The 20,550-nt window shown below is 38.7% G+C and carries 12 protein-coding genes; 10 read left to right on the top strand and 2 right to left on the bottom strand.

What is annotated here, in order from left to right:
• Positions 1-911 precede the first annotated feature (911 nt).
• Positions 912-2,783, top strand: a complete 1,872-nt coding sequence (locus DC53_RS02540; RefSeq protein ID WP_050484168.1) for a sulfatase-like hydrolase/transferase — start codon at positions 912-914, stop codon at positions 2,781-2,783.
• 393 nt (positions 2,784-3,176) lie between these two features.
• On the top strand, positions 3,177-3,356 hold the full coding sequence (locus DC53_RS02545; protein ID WP_007376635.1) for a hypothetical protein: 180 nt from the start codon (positions 3,177-3,179) through the stop codon (positions 3,354-3,356).
• A 416-nt stretch (positions 3,357-3,772) separates the two neighbouring features.
• On the opposite strand, the gene DC53_RS02550 is transcribed toward DC53_RS02545, so the two are convergent.
• Both DC53_RS02550 and DC53_RS02555 read right to left on the bottom strand, forming a co-directional pair.
• Positions 3,773-4,387, bottom strand: coding sequence for a GntR family transcriptional regulator (locus DC53_RS02550; RefSeq protein ID WP_033031705.1), 615 nt, complete (start codon positions 4,385-4,387; stop codon positions 3,773-3,775).
• 172 nt (positions 4,388-4,559) lie between these two features.
• The gene (locus tag DC53_RS02555; RefSeq protein WP_033031703.1) at positions 4,560-6,899 is read right to left on the bottom strand and encodes a hypothetical protein; all 2,340 of its coding nucleotides are present in this window, start codon (positions 6,897-6,899) and stop codon (positions 4,560-4,562) included.
• Between the two features lie 321 nt (positions 6,900-7,220).
• On the opposite strand from DC53_RS02555, the gene DC53_RS02560 reads away from it, so the two are divergent.
• The 8 genes from DC53_RS02560 to DC53_RS02595 all read left to right on the top strand — a co-directional run bounded on the left by DC53_RS02560 (position 7,221) and on the right by DC53_RS02595 (position 20,185).
• On the top strand, positions 7,221-8,816 hold the full coding sequence (locus tag DC53_RS02560; protein WP_033031701.1) for an MFS transporter: 1,596 nt from the start codon (positions 7,221-7,223) through the stop codon (positions 8,814-8,816).
• The gene (locus DC53_RS02565) at positions 8,813-9,751 is read left to right on the top strand and encodes a sugar kinase (protein ID WP_033031699.1); all 939 of its coding nucleotides are present in this window, start codon (positions 8,813-8,815) and stop codon (positions 9,749-9,751) included. The genes DC53_RS02560 and DC53_RS02565 overlap by 4 nt, the downstream gene beginning before the upstream one ends.
• 9 nt (positions 9,752-9,760) lie before the next feature.
• A complete protein-coding gene (locus DC53_RS02570) occupies positions 9,761-10,843 on the top strand; it encodes a glycoside hydrolase family 117 protein (RefSeq protein WP_033031697.1) in 1,083 nt (360 codons plus the stop codon).
• 12 nt (positions 10,844-10,855) lie between these two features.
• Positions 10,856-11,911 (top strand): UDP-glucose--hexose-1-phosphate uridylyltransferase, encoded by a 1,056-nt coding sequence (locus tag DC53_RS02575; protein WP_033031695.1) that lies wholly within the window; start codon positions 10,856-10,858, stop codon positions 11,909-11,911.
• Complete coding sequence (gene galK, locus DC53_RS02580) at positions 11,908-13,062, top strand: galactokinase (RefSeq protein ID WP_033031693.1); 1,155 nt, start codon at positions 11,908-11,910, stop codon at positions 13,060-13,062. Before DC53_RS02575 ends, galK begins: the two co-directional genes overlap by 4 nt.
• Before the next feature lie 10 nt (positions 13,063-13,072).
• Positions 13,073-14,101: a UDP-glucose 4-epimerase GalE gene (galE, locus tag DC53_RS02585; RefSeq protein ID WP_033031691.1), complete on the top strand. Its 1,029-nt coding sequence runs from the start codon at positions 13,073-13,075 to the stop codon at positions 14,099-14,101.
• Positions 14,102-14,169: 68 nt separating this feature from the next.
• Complete coding sequence (locus DC53_RS02590) at positions 14,170-16,509, top strand: alkaline phosphatase D family protein (protein WP_033031689.1); 2,340 nt, start codon at positions 14,170-14,172, stop codon at positions 16,507-16,509.
• Between the two features lie 208 nt (positions 16,510-16,717).
• The gene (locus DC53_RS02595) at positions 16,718-20,185 is read left to right on the top strand and encodes a TonB-dependent receptor (RefSeq protein ID WP_033031687.1); all 3,468 of its coding nucleotides are present in this window, start codon (positions 16,718-16,720) and stop codon (positions 20,183-20,185) included.
• The last annotated feature ends 365 nt before the right edge of the window (positions 20,186-20,550 follow it).

Genomic DNA, 20,550 nt, shown 5'->3' with positions numbered 1-20,550 from the left:
AGACTGGCACTCATCGTTTGCACTAGCTGAAAAACAGCTGCATAAAAAAAGAATAGCAAAGAGGCTCTTTATTGTATTTATCATTTTGGACTCGATCCATAGTCTTTATTTATATTAGCAAGTATTAAATTTTCGCTTGAGATTTATTCATGTATTTCATTGCAATCAACAGAGCTTGTCTTGGTAATAGCTGAAAAGTGACACTCGCCGTTATCAAGCCCTGTATAACTAAAATAGATATTTTTAAGTGAAACTTTATAATATTAGTGGTTTTATTTGCATATTTATTGGTGCTTTAAATCCTGATCACACTTGCAACCCTTATCAAATACTCTATTCCTCGTGATTTGAAATAGTACGACCCTTAATCTTAATTAGTTCGAGTTGGAGATTTATATTGACCATTGATAAAAGCATGATTGTCAACCGTTAACAATAACAAAAAGACATCAAATATTAAACTTCATTAGCATTAATATTTACGAGTAATTAGATATTACATAACGTGGCGATGCAGCTTTATAAGTTACTTTTTATTATTTATGCGCTCAACCTCGAATAAAACAAGATTCTGTCGTTATTTAATGGGTAAAACACTATGAGAAACAAAACTAGATAATGAACCCAGACTTCAATTAAAGTAATTCAAGAATAACGATAAGCACTCTCTTACTATGAAATGCAATCAGAAAATTCTTCAAATGGAAGTTGCCTAAATAATGAGAAAGTAAGAGGAAAAGTTTTACCCAGTTCAATGTCGACTGTTACACCGGCTATATACATAAACAACGCAAGGAGCTTGAGCCCTGCGAGATGGTATGAATTTTACACTAAAATATGTTGTTTATTGTTAACAATTTGTGTTAGCTTAATTTCACGTGATTGTAAAAATACTTTTTTAAGGTAAAACTATGGCTATCTATTTATATGATCGAAATAAAATTTTTAAGTTAATTGTATTTGTATGTGGGGTTTGTACTTTATTGCTCAGTGGGTTAGTGCAGTCCAAACAGCCTAATATATTATGGATTATTACTGACGACCAGCGACCAGATTCTGTATCGGCCTATAATCAGGCGGTCTATGGGCAAAACAACAGCCCGTTAGGGTATGTTGAATCCCCGAATATCGACAAATTAGCTGCTGAAGGCGTGTTATTTACCCATGCTTTTACCAACTCACCGGTTTGTGGCCCGTCGCGAGGTTCAATGCATTCAGGACGATACCCGTTTCGAAATGGCCATTATGCTTTTGAGTTAACGCATCAAAACCCTGATTTTGTGAAACCGACTGTTTCTGAGGTGATGAGAAGCAATGGTTATACTACTTCTACTTTTGGTAAAGAAGACCATTATATTTATAAATGGGGTCCCGGGCAGGGCTTTCACAATGCTCAGTTATTTGATGTAAAAGTACACTTTAAAAATGATTTACAGAAAAATGGCCTAGGCGATTTATTTACTAAAGCGCAATATGATGAAAATTATAATGTAATTGGTACTACTGAAAACGTACTTTATCCCGATGGTACACAACGTAAATACTATTTAAAACGAAATAATGCAGAATTGACCACTGAAGATATTGCGCAAAAAAAGCTTACGGACAAAGAGTTTGATATTTTACGTGCTTATACTCGCGGTAATACGGATCTAATCCTTGGGGGAGAAAACCCCAAACCAGCTGGTGAAACAATAGATGCCTACATAGTTAAAGAGTTCCAACATTATTTGCAAAATGCAAATACAGAGTATTCCTCTTTATGGGGTAAAAAAATGCAAGGAGCTAATAGCGCTGTGCCGCAGTTTTTACATTTAGGTTTTCATTTACCTCATACGCCAGTACTCCCGCCCAAGTCATTTCGTGACAGGTTTAAAAACAAACAATATAAAGTACCAAGCTTTAATGAGTCAGAGTTAAAAAAACTACCTAAACAATTATTAGGTATTTACGAAACTTCAAAAATGAAAGGAATGACAGACGCAGAAATTCAGCAAGCGATTCAAGATTATTATGCATTTTGTGCCTACGGAGATTTTTTAATTGGTGAAGCTGTAGAGACCTTTAAGCAATACAGTAAAAAGAATAATCAAGAATATGTGATAATTTTTACAGTTGGAGATCATAGCTGGCACCTTGGTGAACAAGGTATGGAAGCAAAATTTGGCCCTTGGCAACAATCTGTGGGTAATGCGGCTATTGTAGTTGCTTCTGATAAGTCACTACTTCCTGCTAATAAAATTAATTCGGATTTAGTTGAGTTTGTCGACTTTGCACCAACAATTATGGCTGCGGGTGGGGTAGATGCAAGTGAGCCACAATATTCATACTTAGACGGTGTCAGTTTGTTTGATGTTTATAATGAATCTATACCAAAGCGTGAATATGTACTGGGTGAGATTAACGTTATTGTAGGCCCAAGAGCGTATTTACACAGCAAACGATTTCGTTTTTCTATGCGAACTCGGCCATTTAGTAATATTAACTTAAAGCCAAGCCAGCTCGGTAAAGATTTAAAGTGGGCGCTAACGGCACCAGCTGAAGACGTTGAGATGGCCTTATATGATTTAGACAAAGACCCAAAAGAACAGAATAATGTAGCCTACGACAAGCACTATGCTGGGCTTGCTAACTGGTTTAGGAATAAATTAGGTAATATTGTGTTAGGGGATAATCGCATTGAAGTTGATTGGAGTAAGGCTAATAGTTACCATTTGAGTGATTTCGCAGTCGGAGCGGATGATAAAAAATTAAATATTCCTAGACAGCTTATTCCTCGCTAAATAAGTAACTTTCTGTGCTAGAGAAAATGGTGTGAGGCGTTTAAAAGCCTCACATTCGCGCAGCGTCTCTTAACCTCTTTTGTGAATAATTCAGTAAACTTTTTGTATAAAGAGCAGGGAGTGAGAAGTAAATGAAGGAAGCTTAGTGCTTAGTATTGGCATGCTAAAATAATCGATAGTCTAAAACGAATATTATTAAGTGATGGAATCAAAATAGCAACTCAGTGATGGTTGAAGCATCAATAACAAGAATTTGGCTAAATTAACTAAATTTTAGTTATTATGCTATTTATTAGTTTGAGTAGCGCTCTATAGGCCTTGTTTTAAAAGGAGTGGATAAGTGATTCAATTTTTGCTCATTAAAATCACTCTATTCATTTAACAGGATAAAAAATGAATAAATCACTTACGGCTATACTTTTAATTGCTTTCTCACTCTTGCTCTATTCACAATTTAAAGAGTTAGCATATAAATTTGGATTTGCGGAACTGAAGCTGGTTGCTGTGTTAGAAAACTCAGACAAAATGAAGTTAAGTGTGATGCCTACTCACTTGGTTTTTTTGATGAAATAAAACTTCAAAATAAATATCAAAAATGTATTAATGTGTATCAAGCCCAAGGTTATGAACTCATCAGTAGAAGTTATAAGGAATAGGTATTAACACTGGACTATCAGTAAAAAGGTGGCCCTTTTATTATCTTCTTAAACTTAACACACCTACCTTTATATGAGGGCAAAATGGGGTCGCACTTTGTCTTTTGCCATTTTCACATTTGTATTGCAGGCCGTGTAATAAGATAAGCGGAGATGCATTGAAAGTAGACCCGTCAGTCTGACACAGCTTTACTATTTATTTTTAAAACGCCTGCTCTTAAGCGTAGCGCCTCATAATCTCTTTGTGAATAATAACTCAAAGGGGCTTCCGTTGGCTTTAAAACTGCAAAAGCCGCTTTGCAGCGGCTATGATTAAGCATAAAGTTTATTTCATCACTTAATATTATGTTTTACAGCCTTCACTGCTGCGGCGCTATCTTGAGCTTTAAGTGCTTCTAAAATAGCGCGATGCTCATTTACACATTCAGAGCTTGAGGTGATGCGTTTATAATTTAAACGCATACGCATGACATACGGGTACCAAATATTAACTAACTCTTCACCACCCGCTTGATAAATTAAATATTGGTGAAATGATATATCGATTTTAGTTACTTCGGTGTAATCTTCGCGGTCGAGGGCATCTTGCAGTGAGACTAAAATACTTTCAAGTTCAGCAATGTTTTGATCAGTTAAATTACCGTTTAACTCTGTGATTGCGTACTCTTCTATGCTGCGACGAAGTTTAATCATTAAACGCTGTAGCTTAGGCTCTAGTACGCTGTTGACTGATGCGCCACAATTGTTTCGCGAAATCAACAGACCTTCTTTTGTTAATTGCAAAATCACATCTCGAATTGGACCTCTGGAGAGACCAAAGCGCTCTGCCAGCTCTTTTTCATTTAACTTAGTTTGTGGTGGCATTTCACCAGAGATTATATCTGAACGTAATTGTTCAGCGATTTGATCTTTTACAGACAAAATTTTTGTTGCTCTGTTACCAGCCATATTTATTCCTAGATTTAATTTACTTTATGTGACCTTAGCTACGGTTAAAAAACAGTCGTTATTCGAGTTAAGATCATGTACTTGTCTCAGTGTATATAAAAAAAAAGGAATGGTCTATTGTTAACACATTACAACAGACCAATAAATGTACAATTAAATGATGAATGTGCAATTATTTTTTAAATCGTCGCTCATACATAGACTCATTCATCGCTTTAGCGGCTTCAATCATTTCAATGTAGGGTCTATCAGTGACACTTATAAAGCCTACATTATAATTTTCGCCATCGTAAGCTCTGCCTGTAATCGGAGAATCTATATACTGAAACCAATGAGCACCTATAAAGTAGGGGTTGTCGATCACTGAGTTCATATAATCGGTATACATATTTGCTCTGTCTTGTTGATTAGCAGCATGTATTAACCCAGGATGAAATAATCCTGAATCAGATGAACCAACATGAAACTCACCAATTATAGCGGGTTTGTCAAATTGTGATAAAAACGCCCACTTGTCATCCCTTAGACCTTCTTTGTATGCGTTAAAACTTATTACATCAACATATTTAGCCGAGGCTTTAACAACTTCTATAGGCATGCCCCAATCAGGAAAACGCGCACCTAAATACATATGATTTGGTAGGTATTTATCCATAGCGGCATTTACCACACTAAAGTACTTATCAGCATAGGCGGTGAGTAATATAGAAAAATCGACAAGCTGCTCTTCATTTTTTATATCAACCGTTACACCTTTGTCAAACTCAACCCATGAGGCTAAGTTTAAGTGCCATACCTTATTAAGTTTAGCGACATCAGTATATTTTTCTTTCATTAAGCGAGAAAATTCAGCTTTAGTAGGCACTGTTTTAGCATCACGGCCTAATGTGTTTATTACAATACCATAATGGCTTTTAACAGAATCAGGGCGGCCAAAGCTTTTTTCGTTATCAATGAATACACCTACTGCCCAAGGCGAATTTTTAACTTCTTTTGCAACAACACTAACGGTTTCGTTAGCACGCACTGTAAATTCAGGGTCGAATACATCCGGCATGGCTCCCCAAAAATCGTTGCCGCTTGATACGGTTTTAAAATCACCTATAATCCAACCATTGGCAAAATAGGGCACTTTTTGATTATCGTAGTAGCTGGGGTCTGTCCAGTTGCCTAATGAACTAAAGCCCCATGTAATCATTCTATCGAGGGTAACTTCTCGCCATTTTTGCATGTAATCTGCATTATTTTGACCATATTTGCGTTCTAAATTAGCAGCGTAGAAGCTATATGTTTCACCGTGTTCTAACGGACCCGAATGCGCACTTTTACGATAGCCAAAATGTTTACCGAGTGGATCGCTATAATCAGGTAGCCATTCAAATAAATTTTTACGCACTTGTGACGCTACAAAGCGGCTTTTAAGCGCTTCTTTATTTACTTGGTTTAAACCTTTTGAATCCTCAGGTGTTACACCGGCATCAGCTGGTTTAGCTAACAACGCTTGATCAAAATCGTAACCCGTCAGTGTTGTTGAGTTTGCAAGACGAATAATATCAATGCCAGTTGCAAGATATAAATAGCCATCAGGGTCGACTAATGACCATTTATCATTGTATTTAGCCGTTCTAAAATAACCAGTCGCTTCTAATTTTGGACCTTTTGCCCAGCCACCAAAGCGTGAGCGATTAGTAGGGCGTTTAGAAAGTAACTGTGTTGCTTCTTGTTTTTTGTCGCTCAATAGCTCGGCTTCTGAATGTACTTTCCCTGCAAATTCTTGTTTTGCATTTTGGCCAAATTCATCAACAATTTTGGTTAAAAAAGCGGTATTAAATTGAGGGTTTTTACGAAGTGAAATAGATTTTATTGCCAGCTCTTTGTCATGTAATGTACTTTGCACGCTAATTGCTATTTTAGCGATGCCTTTTAAGTTGAGATTTTTTTTACCCCACATAGAAATAAACTGTACCTCATCAGACTCCCACGTATCTGGGTTAGAGCGAAGACCAGAAGTAAAGTTAAGTTCTACATTTTCTTTGCCATCGGGCGTTGCAAGGTCGTGGCCGTCAAGTTTTGCGTAATACGTGTTGTATCCACCTACCGGCACATTAACGCTACGCGTATAGTTAGCACCGTCAATATCGGAGATATCTAAATAAATTTGTACAGAGTGTGTTCCCGGGTTTGCCAATTCAAAGGCAAGATTGAAATCATTAAATTCACTCCAATCCCAAGGTTTTTCCGGTGAAAAAACAATACTAGCGTACGAGTTTTTCTTAGATTGAAACTGTACATTTAAAACCGAGTTTTCATTTTTTACTATAGCGGAATTACTTTGGTAATCAACAGACGTCGCTGTATGGTGAGTGTCATCTGCAAATAAATACATTAATGTATTAGTAGATTTAATCTGTACGGCATCTGTTGTGGGGCGATCAACTTTAACGTCTTCTTGATTACAGGCACTTAACGCAAGCAAGAGCGATGTGAGGAGTATGTTCTTTTTATATGTCATTGCTGTTTAACCTTTAATTACAATTTAACATACCATACATTAAAAAAACAAATTTGAAAATTGTTAACAATGTGCAATTTTGACTTTTTAGAATATACACCAGTAAGGTAATGATTTTATTTAATTATTTTTTTATATTTATTACAAAACAAATGAACATAAAGTAACGTTCTTTAAAATATAGGTTGCAAGTATATTAATTTTAAAATACTCTCGAAATCACACCCATGGTTAATTGTTAACAATATATAATTTAGCACAACCCCTTACTTTATTCTCTACATAAAGTAACACACAATAACAACAAAGTTGGATTGAAGTATGAATGGTAGTAAACGTAATGTGTTTTTCTTTGCATTTATTGTCGCCTTTGGTGGCTTTATATTTGGATTAGACGCTGCTCTTATTTCAGGTACGGTTCGTTTTGTATCGGCAGAATTCAATTTATCAGACATTCAAATTGGCACAGTCGTGAGTGCACCTGGTTTTGGTGTGCTATTTGCTTTAGTCATTACCGGTTACATATGCAATATGTTTGGCCGAAAAAATACTTTAATAGGCATTGCGTTTATATACATACTGTCGGCAATTGCATCGGTTTTCGCGCCAAGCTACGAGCTATTAGTTGCTGCTCGTTTTATAGGTGGATTAGCATTCACGTCTTTATCGGTCGCAGCTATGTATATAGGTGAAGTTGCACCGTCTAAGTACCGTGGTAAATTAGTGTCTATGATTCAAATAAATATTGTTGTTGGATTATCCGCAGCGTATTTTGCTAACTACTTACTTGTTGATTTAGCTCACAGTAATTTTGAGTGGGTAACACAGTGGAATGTGCAAGATAATTTATGGCGCTGGATGCTAGGCGTTGAGATTGTTCCTGCTGTTTTATGGTTTTTATTATTATTTACTATTCCTCAAAGCCCGCGTTGGTTAGTTATGAAAGGCAACGAAACACGCGCTATAACTATCTTGCATCGTTTAAATAAAAATACTGAATTGGCCCAAGAGCAACTTAAGAGTATTAAAGAGAGCTTGGTTGATTACAGCGAAACAGGTGGGTATTTTTCTTCATTTAAACAACTACTCGAAAGTCGTGTTCGCGCCGCTGTCATTATTGCTTTTACTATTGCTATTGTGCAGCAAGTGACGGGGATTAACGCCATAATGTTTTATGCTCCAACGGTGTTTGAACAACTGGGAGTCGGCACTGATGCGGCTTTTTTTAACGCTGTTTTAATTGGTTTAGTCAGTATTGTATTTACTGTGGTAGCTATTGCTTTGATAGATAAGTTAGGCCGCAGACCCCTTGTTATTTGGGGATTAGCAGCTGCAACAATTAGTTTGTTTATGTGTTATTTAGGCTTTAGCCAGGCAGAATATAGTTTGTCGGCTGAGGATATAGCCTCGTTTTCAGCGTTAAATTCTATTACAGGACTGGAGCACATAATTGGTACTGTGTATCACAGCGATATTGAATTTAAGCAAGCACTAGCGAGCGTACTTACTGCTTCGCAACAGCAATTATTTGAAAGCGATTTAATTTCACGCGCAGCAACTATAAACGCGCCACTTATATCATTTGGTATAGCGGGCTTTATTGCAGCCTTTCACTTTTCGATTGGGCCAATTATGTGGGTGATATTTTCTGAAATATTCCCGACTCGTATTCGAGGTGTGGCCATTCCTACCTTCGCATTTATTGCCAGTGTAATTAGCTATTTTGTTCAGCAGTTTTTCCCATGGCAGCTAAGTAATTTAGGCGCTGCAAACATCTTTTTACTTTATACCGTATCGGGTGTTGCCGGCTTTGCATTGCTATTTAAGTTTATGCCAGAGACTAAAAATAAATCGATAGAAGAAATTGAAGTCTACCTAGAAGGCCTACACACTAAAAAAGTACAGGAGGGTGTGTGAGTACTTTACTCGCTATTGGCGAATGTATGGTCGAGCTAGTACCAACAGGTATTAGCGAATGTAAGCAGTCTTTTGCGGGCGATACTTACAATGCTCTTGTGTATGCAAAGCGTTTTGCAAACACACTAAATTGCGCGCTATTTACAGCTGTAGGTAGCGACGTACTGAGTGCCAATATGCTCAAATGTTGGCAACAAGAAGGTATTAGCACGCAAAACGTGATTACAACAGCAGACTATAATGTGGGTATTTACGCTATTTCAACGGATGCTGATGGTGAGCGAAGCTTTGATTATTGGCGTAATCAATCAGCAGCGAAGCATATGATGAGTTTATATACTCAAAAGCCATTTAATTTAGGTTTGAAAGAATCAGACTGGGTGTTTTTCAGTGGCATTAGTTTAGGTATTTTAGATGATGAATCTAAACAAGGTTTACTCACATTATTAGCTGATTTTAAAAAACAAGGCTGCACAATTGCGTTCGACCCTAATTATCGCGCGCGTATGTGGCAATCAAAAAGCCACGCTATTGAATGGCTAGAGCGTGCTTATGCGCTTAGTAATGTAGTTTTACCAGGTCTTGATGATCACCGTGTGTTATTCGGTCATTCAAGCAGTGCAGAGATTGTTAAGTACTGTACACAATTTGATATCGACGAAATTGTTATTAAAGCTGGTAGTGCCGGGATGCAAGTTTATTGCAAAGATGATCTTAAAGCGTCATGTCCGTTTACACCCGCTGCAAAGCAAGTTGATAGTACAGCGGCAGGTGACTCATTTGCGGGAACCTACTTAGCCGCCAGAATGTGCGCCCAAAACCCTCAAAATGCATTAGAAATGGCTGACAATGTTGCCTCACAAGTTGTGCAGCATCAAGGCGCGATTTTACCTCTTGACGTATACCAGTCGCTAAATATAAGCCTAGGTAAGTAAGGAATTAACATGTCTGATAAAAAATTAAGTTTAGCAAGTAAGCGTGCAATAGAGCGTGGCTACGATAAATATGGCCCGCAGTGGCTGACAGAATTTGATGTAGAACCTTTGCTGGGTGATTTTGCCTATGAAGAAGGGGTTATACGTCGCGATCCTTCATCTGTTTTATACATTGATGGTGTTTATCATTGTTGGTACACCAAAGGTGAGGGAGAAACAGTTGGTTTTAATACACAAGACTCAAGTGCAAAAGTGTTTCCTTGGGATTTAACGCAAGTTTGGCATGCAACGTCAAAAGATAGCATAACGTGGCAAGAGCAAGGGGTCGCTGTGAGTCGAGGCGACGCTGGTAACTATGACGATCGCGCTATTTTTACCCCTGAAGTATTTGCGCATCAAGGTAAGTATTACTTGGTGTATCAAACGGTACAAACACCGTACACCAATCGCCAATATGAGCATATTGCCATAGCGCATTGCGATACCCCTTTTGGTCCTTGGATTAAATCACCTGAACCTATTGTTAGCCCAAGTAAAGATGGTCAATGGCACGGTGATGAAGATAATCGCTTTGCAGTAACAACTAAAGGTAGTTTTGATAGCCATAAAGTACACGATCCGTGTTTGGTGTTTTTTAATAACAAATTTTACTTGTATTACAAAGGTGAGACCCAAGGTGAGGGAATGAACTTTGGTGGTCGTGAAATCAAACACGGTGTTGCTATTGCTGATGATGTATTAGGACCTTATGTTAAATCGCCTTACAACCCTATTTCTAATAGCGGTCATGAGGTCGTTGTTTGGAATTACAAAGGTGGTATTGCTAGTTTGCTAACAACCGATGGCCCTGAAAAAAATACTATTCAATTTGCTCAGGACGGTATTAATTTTGAAATTATGGCGCATATAAAAGGCGGTCCAGAAGCAATTGGCTTATATAGACCTGCACAAGGGTTTGATCAAAACCCAGCGCCAGGCATTAGTTGGGGCTTGTGCCATAAATACGATGCCAGTTGGAACTGGAACTATATTTGTCGTTTTACTCCTCGTAAGCAAGTGCTCGACGCCGGTACCTTTCAAAACAGTAACTAGGGAAAGTAAACAATGAGTGAGCAACAAAATCAATTTGAGCCGTCAGAGCATCCACATCGGCGTTTAAACCCATTATTAAATGAATATGTGTTGGTGTCGCCACACAGGGCTAAACGCCCATGGCAAGGTCAAGAAGAAAGTGTAGATATTGAGGTTAAACCAGAATACGACGAAAGCTGTTTTTTATGTAAAGGCAATACGCGTATTAACGGCGAAGTAAATCCAGATTACAAAAACACCTTTGTGTTTACTAATGACTTTGCCGCCTTGCGTGAAGGTGTGCCTGATGTGGAGCAAACCGATCCCCTATTTAGCATGCATACAGAGCGTGGCACTGCGCGTGTTATTTGTTTTTCGCCTAATCATGCAAAAACACTACCAGAGCTCAGTGTTTCGCAAATTACAAATGTAGTAAGCACATGGCAAGAGCAATGCCAAGAGTTATCAAAAACTTACAACTGGGTTCAGGTATTTGAAAATAAAGGCGCTGTAATGGGATGCTCTAACCCGCATCCACATGGTCAGATTTGGGCACAAAATAAATTACCGAGTTTGGTTGCACGTAAACATACAAACCTTAGTAACTATTATAAACAGTATGGCAGTAGTTTATTGCTCGATTACGCAAAACGTGAGATGGAATTAAATGAACGCGTAGTATGTGTAAACGATGATTGGCTTGTGGTTGTTCCTTATTGGGCTGCATGGCCATTTGAAACGCTGCTATTACCTCGGTTTGCGGTTACTCAAATGATAGAGCTGACAGACGCTCAACAAAGTACTCTAGCTGAAATTATTAAAAATATAACGACTCGTTACGATAACTTATTTCAGTGCTCGTTCCCTTACTCTATGGGCTGGCATGGCGCGCCTTATGATGGTCAAAGCCACTTATTTTGGCAATTACATGCGCAGTTTTTACCGCCATTACTACGATCAGCCAGTGTTAAAAAATTTATGGTTGGCTACGAAATGATGGCCGAAGCACAGCGTGATATAACACCTGAGCAAGCTGCCACTATTTTGAAAAAACAATCACTAACGCATTATAAAGAGAACACTAAATGAATGTTGAACAAAGCGCACGGTTAGCTTTTTTAAACCACTTTGGACGCGATGCCGACTTTGTTGTCAAAGCCCCTGGGCGTGTTAATTTAATTGGTGAGCACACCGATTACAATGACGGCTTTGTACTGCCTTGTGCCATTGAATACGCTACTTACATTGCAGTGTCACCTCGAACTGACGATGTAGTAAATGTACTTGCACTTGATTGCGATAACCAAACCGACAACTTTTTAGTAAATAAACCGCTTAATAGCCACAGTACGCAAACGTGGAGTAATTATGTTCGCGGCGTAGTTGATGAACTGCAAAAACGAAATCATCAACTCAGTGGCTGCGACATATGCATCACAGGTAATGTCCCGCAAGGAGCTGGTCTTAGCTCATCGGCTGCACTTGAGGTAGGTATTGCTTATGCGTTTAATCATTTATGTGAATTGTTTATTGAACGTAAAGAGATTGCAAAAATAGCACAAGCAGCAGAGAACAACTTTGTAGGGTGTAACTGTGGAATTATGGATCAGCTTATATCGGCGTGTGGTACACAAGGTAAAGCACTAGGGATAGATTGCCGCTCACTTGATTTAGTGGAAGTGAGCATTGACCCTGCTATGACCATTTTAATGATTAATTCCAACGTTAAACGCGGCTTACTCGATAGCGAGTATAACCTTCGACGCGAGCAATGCTATAGCGGCGCTAAAGCTTTTTCAAAGTCAAGTTTACGTGAGGTGAGTATTGAGGAGTATGAATCGCAAAAACATATGCTAAATAAAGACGTTGCTAAACGTGTAGAGCACATTGTTTATGAAAATCTCCGCACCCTTGAAGCTATGCAGGCTTTTACTCATAACGACATAACGAAACTTAGTACATTAATGGCTCAAAGCCATGGCTCTATGCGTGATTTATTTGAAATAACTACACCGCAAATAGACACATTGGTGGATATTATTAGCCAAGTAATACAAAACAATGGTGGTGTAAGAATGACTGGTGGAGGCTTTGGCGGGTGTGTCGTCGCATTTGTACCCAATATACTGGTAAAAGATGTTATTGCTGCTGTTGAGTCGCAATACGAGCGTTTAACAGGCTTGAAAGAGTCTATTTATACCAGCTTACCGTCTGCTGGTGTATCACTCATAAGAGCGTGAGGAAAATTCAATGAAAAAAGTACTGGTTACGGGAGGCGCAGGCTATATAGGTAGCCACACTGTTTTAAGCTTATTAAAAGATGGCTATAACGTTGTTGTGATTGACGATTTAAGTAACTCGAGTCGTGAATCGTTAACTCGTGTTGAAGCTTTAGCGCAACGTAAAGTTGAATTTATTCATGCCAGTTTACTTGATTACGATAAGTTATGCGCCGCATTTACAACGCATCAGTTTGATTCGGTCATTCATTTTGCAGGTTTAAAGGCGGTGGGGGAGTCAATAGAAAAACCGTTGGAATATTACTACACCAATCTGGTCTCTACGTTAAACCTATGTCAGTGCATGCTCAAATTTAGCGTGAATAAATTAGTATTCAGCTCATCAGCCACCGTTTATGGTCAAGGCGCATCAGTACCTTACACCGAAAACTTACCTCTAGGGCGTGCAGCAAGCCCGTATGGGCAAACAAAGGTAATGATTGAGCAAATACTACAAGAAATAGTAGCGTCAAATACTGGTTTGCAAGTAGCAAGCTTACGCTACTTTAACCCTATTGGCGCAGATATTAGCGGCCAAATAGGGGAAGATCCATTAGGTATTCCTAACAATTTAATGCCCTTTATAGCTCAGGTAGCGGTAGGTAAACGTGACAAATTAGCTATTTTTGGAGGCGATTACCCTACTGAAGACGGTACATGTGAGCGGGACTATATACACGTTAGTGATTTAGCCAAGGGTCATATTAAAGCGCTTAAATGGCTTGGCGAGCAACACCATAGCTTATATGAAGCATTTAACTTAGGCACTGGCACTCCTTATTCTGTGCTTGGTATCGTAAAAGCATTTATTGAGTATACCGGAGTTGATATTAACTTTGACATTGTAAAGCGCCGCGATGGCGACTTAGCTGCTTTTTGGGCCGATTCATCTAAAGCCAAGGCTATTTTAGGCTGGCAATGTAAATACACCCTTGCAGACATGATGAAAGACACGTGGCGCTGGCAAAGTAATAACCCTAATGGCTACCCAAATGTATAACCTCCTTATGTAAAAACACTGTCTACACAAGGCGTCCTAATTCACACACAATAATAAAGGTGATTAAAATGAAACGCAGAAGTTTTTTAAAGCTCAGCGCCGGCCTACTAAGTTCAAGTATGCTCGGTGGTTGCAGCGGTTTATTTGCGTCATACCGAGGTGACTTAACCTCAACTGCACCATTAGATAATACGAATTTAAGCAAGCAAGTGTGGCTCGGTAAGCATTTTTGGGGGAACAGACTCCAAGACTGGCAACGCATAGGTAATGAGCTTTTATGTACTCGAGAAGAAAAAGATTTTGAAGCGCGTACCGTATCGTTACTCACCAGGCAGCTTAATAGCTCTTTACAAAGTGGGCGTATAAAAGCCACCGTACGCAATTTAACGCCGAACGAAAAAGGCTTTTGTGGATTTTTATTAGGGATTGGTAAAGGTGAGCTAACAGCTAAAGGTGCTGCTTTAGCGCAGCGAGCTGGTGGCGAAAATGGCGGAATAATTGCGGCCTTTGACAGTTTAGGTAAATTATCATTTAGACAGTTTGATGATGAAAGCAAAGCCCTTGATTTTACTATTATTAATCGTACTCCATTTAATATACAACAATATAAAAGCGGCGATAAAATAACACTCGATTGCCATTTAGACCCAATAGATGCAAACCATTTTGATATTCGTCTTGTGGCAAGTAACACAAATACTGCCCAGGAGTTAGGATTTGCAGTACTTCACAAAGTCCCCGCAGATCAACTGCAAGGAGGTATTTCGTTATTAAGCTCCTCAGAGCCTTTTGTAGCAGGTGCTCGTTGGGGGTTTAGTGATATTGAAACCGGTGGAGGTAAAATAACTCTAAATAATGCCAATACCTTAGGCCCCGTTATGGGGTGTATGTATAGCGTTAATCAGCAGGTACTCAAGTTATCTTGTCAGTTAATGCCTATTAATATTAAAGAATTTTCACGCGTAGAGCTGCAATATAAGTTTGAAAACCAATCCGATTGGCAGCATGCAGGCACAGCAAAAATTGAAGATGGTTTTGTAGCAAGGTTTAGATTAAGTAATTGGGATTATTTAAAACAAGCTCAATACAGAATTGTTAACCCACAAAAGCCTGATGACACTTTATATTCTGGAACTATTGCTAAGGACCCACAAAATAGTAAAGAATTTACGATTGCATTGTACTCTTGTATTATTCCTACTTCTAAAAGCTTAGACAACACGCATTACACACGCCTTATTAGTAGCGAGCGCGATTTAGGACGTTACACCAAAGACAATATTTTATTTCCTCACACTGAACTTGTAGAAAATGCTAATTACCATAACCCTGATATGTATGTCTTTTGTGGCGATCAGTACTACGAAACATACCCGACTCGCTATGGTCGCCACACGAAAGATGCCAAACTAGATACCTTATATAAATGGTACTTATGGTACTGGGCGTTTGCCGGTAGTATAAAAGATAAGCCTACACTTGTTTTAGTTGATGACCATGATGTGCTGCAAGGTAACTTGTGGGGCGATGGTGGCGATCACTCCGATATGCCAAAAGAGGAAGACGGTGGTTATAAGTGGGACAAAGACTTAGTTAGAATGATCTACCGTATGCAAAATGGGCATAATCCGGACCCTTACGATCCCACACCGATAAAATATGATATTCCGGTTAGTTATGCTGCATTTGAATATGGCGGTATTAGTTTTGCGATGGTTGAGGATCGTAAATTTAAAACGCCACCTGATTATAAAGCTAATAAGCTTGCCACAACGGGTGAGTTATTAGGTAAACGCCAAGAAGACTTTTTAAAAGACTGGCAAACTATGCACCCGGGTAAACCTAAAATATGTATTACAGCTTCCATGTGGGGGTCGCCTCAAACCGATGAAAATGGCAAAGCATTAATAGATTACGATGCAAATGGCTACCCGGCTGATGGGCGTACACGCGCAGTAAAACTAGTAAGTGACGCTAACGCATTAGTAATTGCGGGCGATCAACACCTCGGATTGCTTGCCTATCAAGGAATCAATACTTTTGATGATGGCAGCTTGTTTTTTGCAGGCCCAGCTAGCGCAGCATTTTGGCAGCGATGGTTTGAACCCCACGCACCTTTACCAAATCAGCGAAACAACGACAAAAACACCGGTGATTTTACAGACACGTTTGGCAATAAAATGCGAGTACTGGCCGCAGCAAACCCAAAAGTTACACATAAACTTTTTGCTAAACAAAATACAACGTGGGGCAAGTTTTTAGCTGACAGAAACTTAAAAAGTGAAGGTTATGGGATTATTAAAATAAACCATGCAAAAAAATATTATCAATTAGAGTGCTGGGAGTGGAATACAGATCCATCAACAGAAAAGCAGTTTACTGGTTGGCCTTATATTAAAGAGTTTTAATTAGGCTCACCTATTTACGCTAAGCGCTGTGTGAAAGCTATTTTAACACTGCTAGTTAAGAGCAATTTACTGCTTAGGCAATAAATTGTTTTTTTACAATTACGTATATATTGTTAACAAAATACAGTTGACAATTGTTTGGTTGTTATATTATTGTTTACAAAAGATTAACCCGATAACATAATAAAACCTTAGAAAGGGAACACACATGACAATCATCAACAAAGCGTTTAAGTTAAGCGCAATAACGGCTGCAGTACTTGCGACACAATTGGTATATGCCAAGCAAGATGAAAACACACAAGAAAAAACGAAAGCAGAAACTGATATTGAGATCATTGAAGTTAGCGGTTTAGCGGCAAGTGTAAAAAAATCAATTAACGATAAACGCTTTGCAGAAAACGTTGTTGATTCAATCAACGCAGAAGACATCGGTAAGTCCACTGATCAAAACATCGCTGATGCGCTTTCACGCGTAACAGGGGTATCTGTACAAACTGTTGATGGTGAAGGCGCACGGGTAACTGTTCGTGGCGCTAATTCACAACAAAACAATATTAGTATGAATGGGGTGCAATTGGGCTCAACTGGCTATAGCCAAGGTGTCGATTTATCACAGTATTCTTCAGATATCTTATCTAAGATAGAGGTTGTAAAAACCCCAAGTGCAGATCATGAAGAAGGTGCGTTGGGCGCAAATATTAACCTTAGTACAACCAAGCCACTTGATTTAAATTATGAAATAAATACGGTAACACTTGAAGGCCGTTATAACGATCTGTCTGAAGAAGATAACTACAAAGTATCAGGTACTTTTTCAAGAAAATTTTTTGATGATACGTTTGGTGTGGTGGTTACCGCAGTTAAAGAAACAAATACTTATCGTAAAGACCAATTTTCAGCAACGGAGTGGTATGCATTAGAGTCGCCTCTAGCTACAGATACAAACGGTAATATTGTTGAAAACGTTGTTGGTATAGCCCCTCGTAATGTTCAGTATCAATATCATGAAAGTGAAAATGATAGAACTAATTTTAATATTGGTTTGCAATGGATAGCATCAGAGAATACTGAATTTAATTTTAATGCTATTTTGGGTAAGCAAGATATAAATAACTCAATGCATGGTATTAATACTCGCTCAGTAGAGACTAAAAACTTGATTGAAGGTGAAGACCCTGGTTTATCAGGTGTATCAGCTGGGTTTACAGATCCTGAGCAAGATTGGCGTACCATTGATTTAGAAACTAATACATTTACTAAATTCGTTAACCGTTTTGGCAGTGGTGGTTTAGTACAATCTGAGGGTGATTTTGAGAACAAAAATCAAATATTTTCTTTAGATATGAAGCATAACTTTAGTGATGCACTAACGATGGATGCGGGCATTGGTTACTCAAAAACAGAGCAAATACCAAATAACTCTGTATACGTGGCATTACAAAACTTTGCTAATATTAGTGCTTGGAGTTTGCTAAATGTTCCGCCAGAAGATATGGAGCCTGTTGGTTATGATTGCACTAGTGGTCAATGTAATTTAGTGACAGGTACGGGCTTAATTGATTATGGCGAAAATGATACTTTTGGTGATCCAGACAGCCTGTGGGATAACTACAGTACTACAGGGTTTAATCCTGACGAATTAGATGCTCAGCATTTATCTTATATGAGCAGAACATTAAACAGGGTCGAAGATGAGCAAAAGTCATTATTTGTCGACTTTGACTACGTGCTTGCTTCAGATAACTTTCGTTCGATTGAATTTGGCGCTAAGTGGTCTAACCGTACTAAGTATGTTGACGCGCAACAAGGTACATTTAATAGCGTAGGCGAAGGGGTCGTTGTAACAAACCCAAACACTGGCTTGCCTGCTGTACTTGGTAGTGGCCTGCGCGATATTACAGGTGAAATGGTAACCGATGGTGAAGAGTTCCCAGTTGATGACTTTATGGCAGGCCTTGGCTATGGCCGTGATGCTGTGACAGATGGTTGGAGTAGCTTTTCTGCATTTAAAGCGTTTGAAGTGGCGTTGGGCAGTCCCGAAGTGGCATTTAATACTGATGATTCAAATACCCGAAATACAGAATTAGATAACCTAGCATTTTACACAAAGCTTAACTTTGAGTTATTAGATGGACGCATTAGCGGTGATGTCGGTGTTCGTTATGTCAAAACAACGGTTGAAGTTCAAGGTGCATCAGGTGTGCAGTTTGCTTATGACCCTTCAAATAATGCCCGTTTAATGGACCCATTCAAGCTTGCTGAGCTACGTGACCCAAGTTTACCGCTTTGTGCTGCGACTCCGTTTTACGGTACCGATTATAATGAAGAAATTCGTTGGTCTAGAACAGATGGCTTGGGTTATGACACCTTAGGAACCAATGATAAGACTGATGATGTCAGGATCCCAGATCAAGGTCCATGCCATGATCCAAATACAATACAAGGTAGTGAGTTTGAATCAGAATGGTATTTATGGCGTCATTCTGATGTGTCTACAGAGAAACATTGGATATACGGTGAACGAGTTTATGATGAAGCAGGTAACTTATTACCAACAGAAGACAGAAGCTTGCGTTCTTTTGCTGTTACGGATGAGCATGAGTATGACCTATTTTTACCGAGCTTAAATCTAAATTACTTATACAGTGAAGATACCATTATTCGTTTCGCAGCATCAAAAACAATGGCACGCCCGCAAATTGACTCGCTTCGCCCAGGTTTTAAAGTTAGAGAAACGCAATGGGGCGGCGAAAATCGTAATAACTCAATTACACTGACTAACCCTAAATTAGATCCTCTTGAATCATTTAATTTAGATTTATCTTATGAATGGTACTTTAATGAATCGGGCTTATTAGCCGCGACGTTATTCTATAAAGATATGACTAACTTTGAAGAATCAGAAACAATCGTTACTTATATGGATGATTTACGCGATGTTGGTTTAACTGAGGGTGAAACATACGATCCAAACGATCTCGTACTGATTGCTGGCCAAGATAGCTTAGAAGGGTGTATGCCTAAGCGTTTTCAGGGCGGCCAAGACTACGAGCTAGATTGGATGTACTCAGGTGATTTAGAGCAAATGTGTGCCAAGTTTAATACTACCCGTATTAAAAATGGTAAAGGCGCGTCTATCAAAGGTCTAGAGCTACAATACATGCAAACCTACGACAACTTACCAGGTATATGGTCTGGTTTAGGTATGCAGGCTAACTATACTTATCAAGATTCAGAGTATGACCAAGAAGTATCTTCTATCGATAGCAACGTTAAAGTGCCATCACTTGCTGTTGCTTATACACCTGAACACAGCTACAACTTAACGGGTTTCTGGGAGAAAAATGGTCACCAATTACGCCTATCTTATCAAGGGACTACAGATCAGTTAGTACAACGTTCTTGGGAGAATGGTTCACTTTGGGAAGAGGGTCGTCAAACACTTGATTTTTCAGCAAGTTATAAAATGAATAATAATATCAGTATTTCTTTCCAAGTCGCTAACTTAACAGATGAAGGAGTTCGTCAGTACTTCACTAGCCGATTCTTACAAGCGGGTGGTGTAACCTTTGATGAAGGCAGCCCACTTGAAGGTGAAGCCACTAAATCTCGTACGGTTTATCAATATCATACCGGACGTACATTTAGACTTAATACCCGTATTAATTTCTAAATTTTTGATTTAATAAAAAGCCAGCAGCCTTCTGCGGGCTTTTTATCTTTACTGAATCTAAGAATTATCCATCCAGCTAATCAAGGCGAGCGTGCTAAATAAAATGTTCACAGCGTTAGTTATTCTTTATGTAAAGCCAGTACTTGTTAAAACTTCAGCCTTGTTATCACAGTAGTTATATGTCGCTATAAATGTGATTACTGTCATATAGGATTGGTCTATAAGCGAAGTTCTCTCTTCAAATTAATCATTAGAGGTTATAGGTCAAAAGTTTTAACCTAGACCATAACGAAATAGTCTAGGTGTTAAACCTATCATTGTGCTTCGATATTAGTACTATGCATTCGTATTCAATAGCGTGTTGT

The sequence above is a fragment of the Pseudoalteromonas fuliginea genome (assembly GCF_000690055.1).
Classification (GTDB): domain Bacteria; phylum Pseudomonadota; class Gammaproteobacteria; order Enterobacterales; family Alteromonadaceae; genus Pseudoalteromonas; species Pseudoalteromonas fuliginea.
This window is presented reverse-complemented; position numbering and strand designations above follow the sequence as displayed.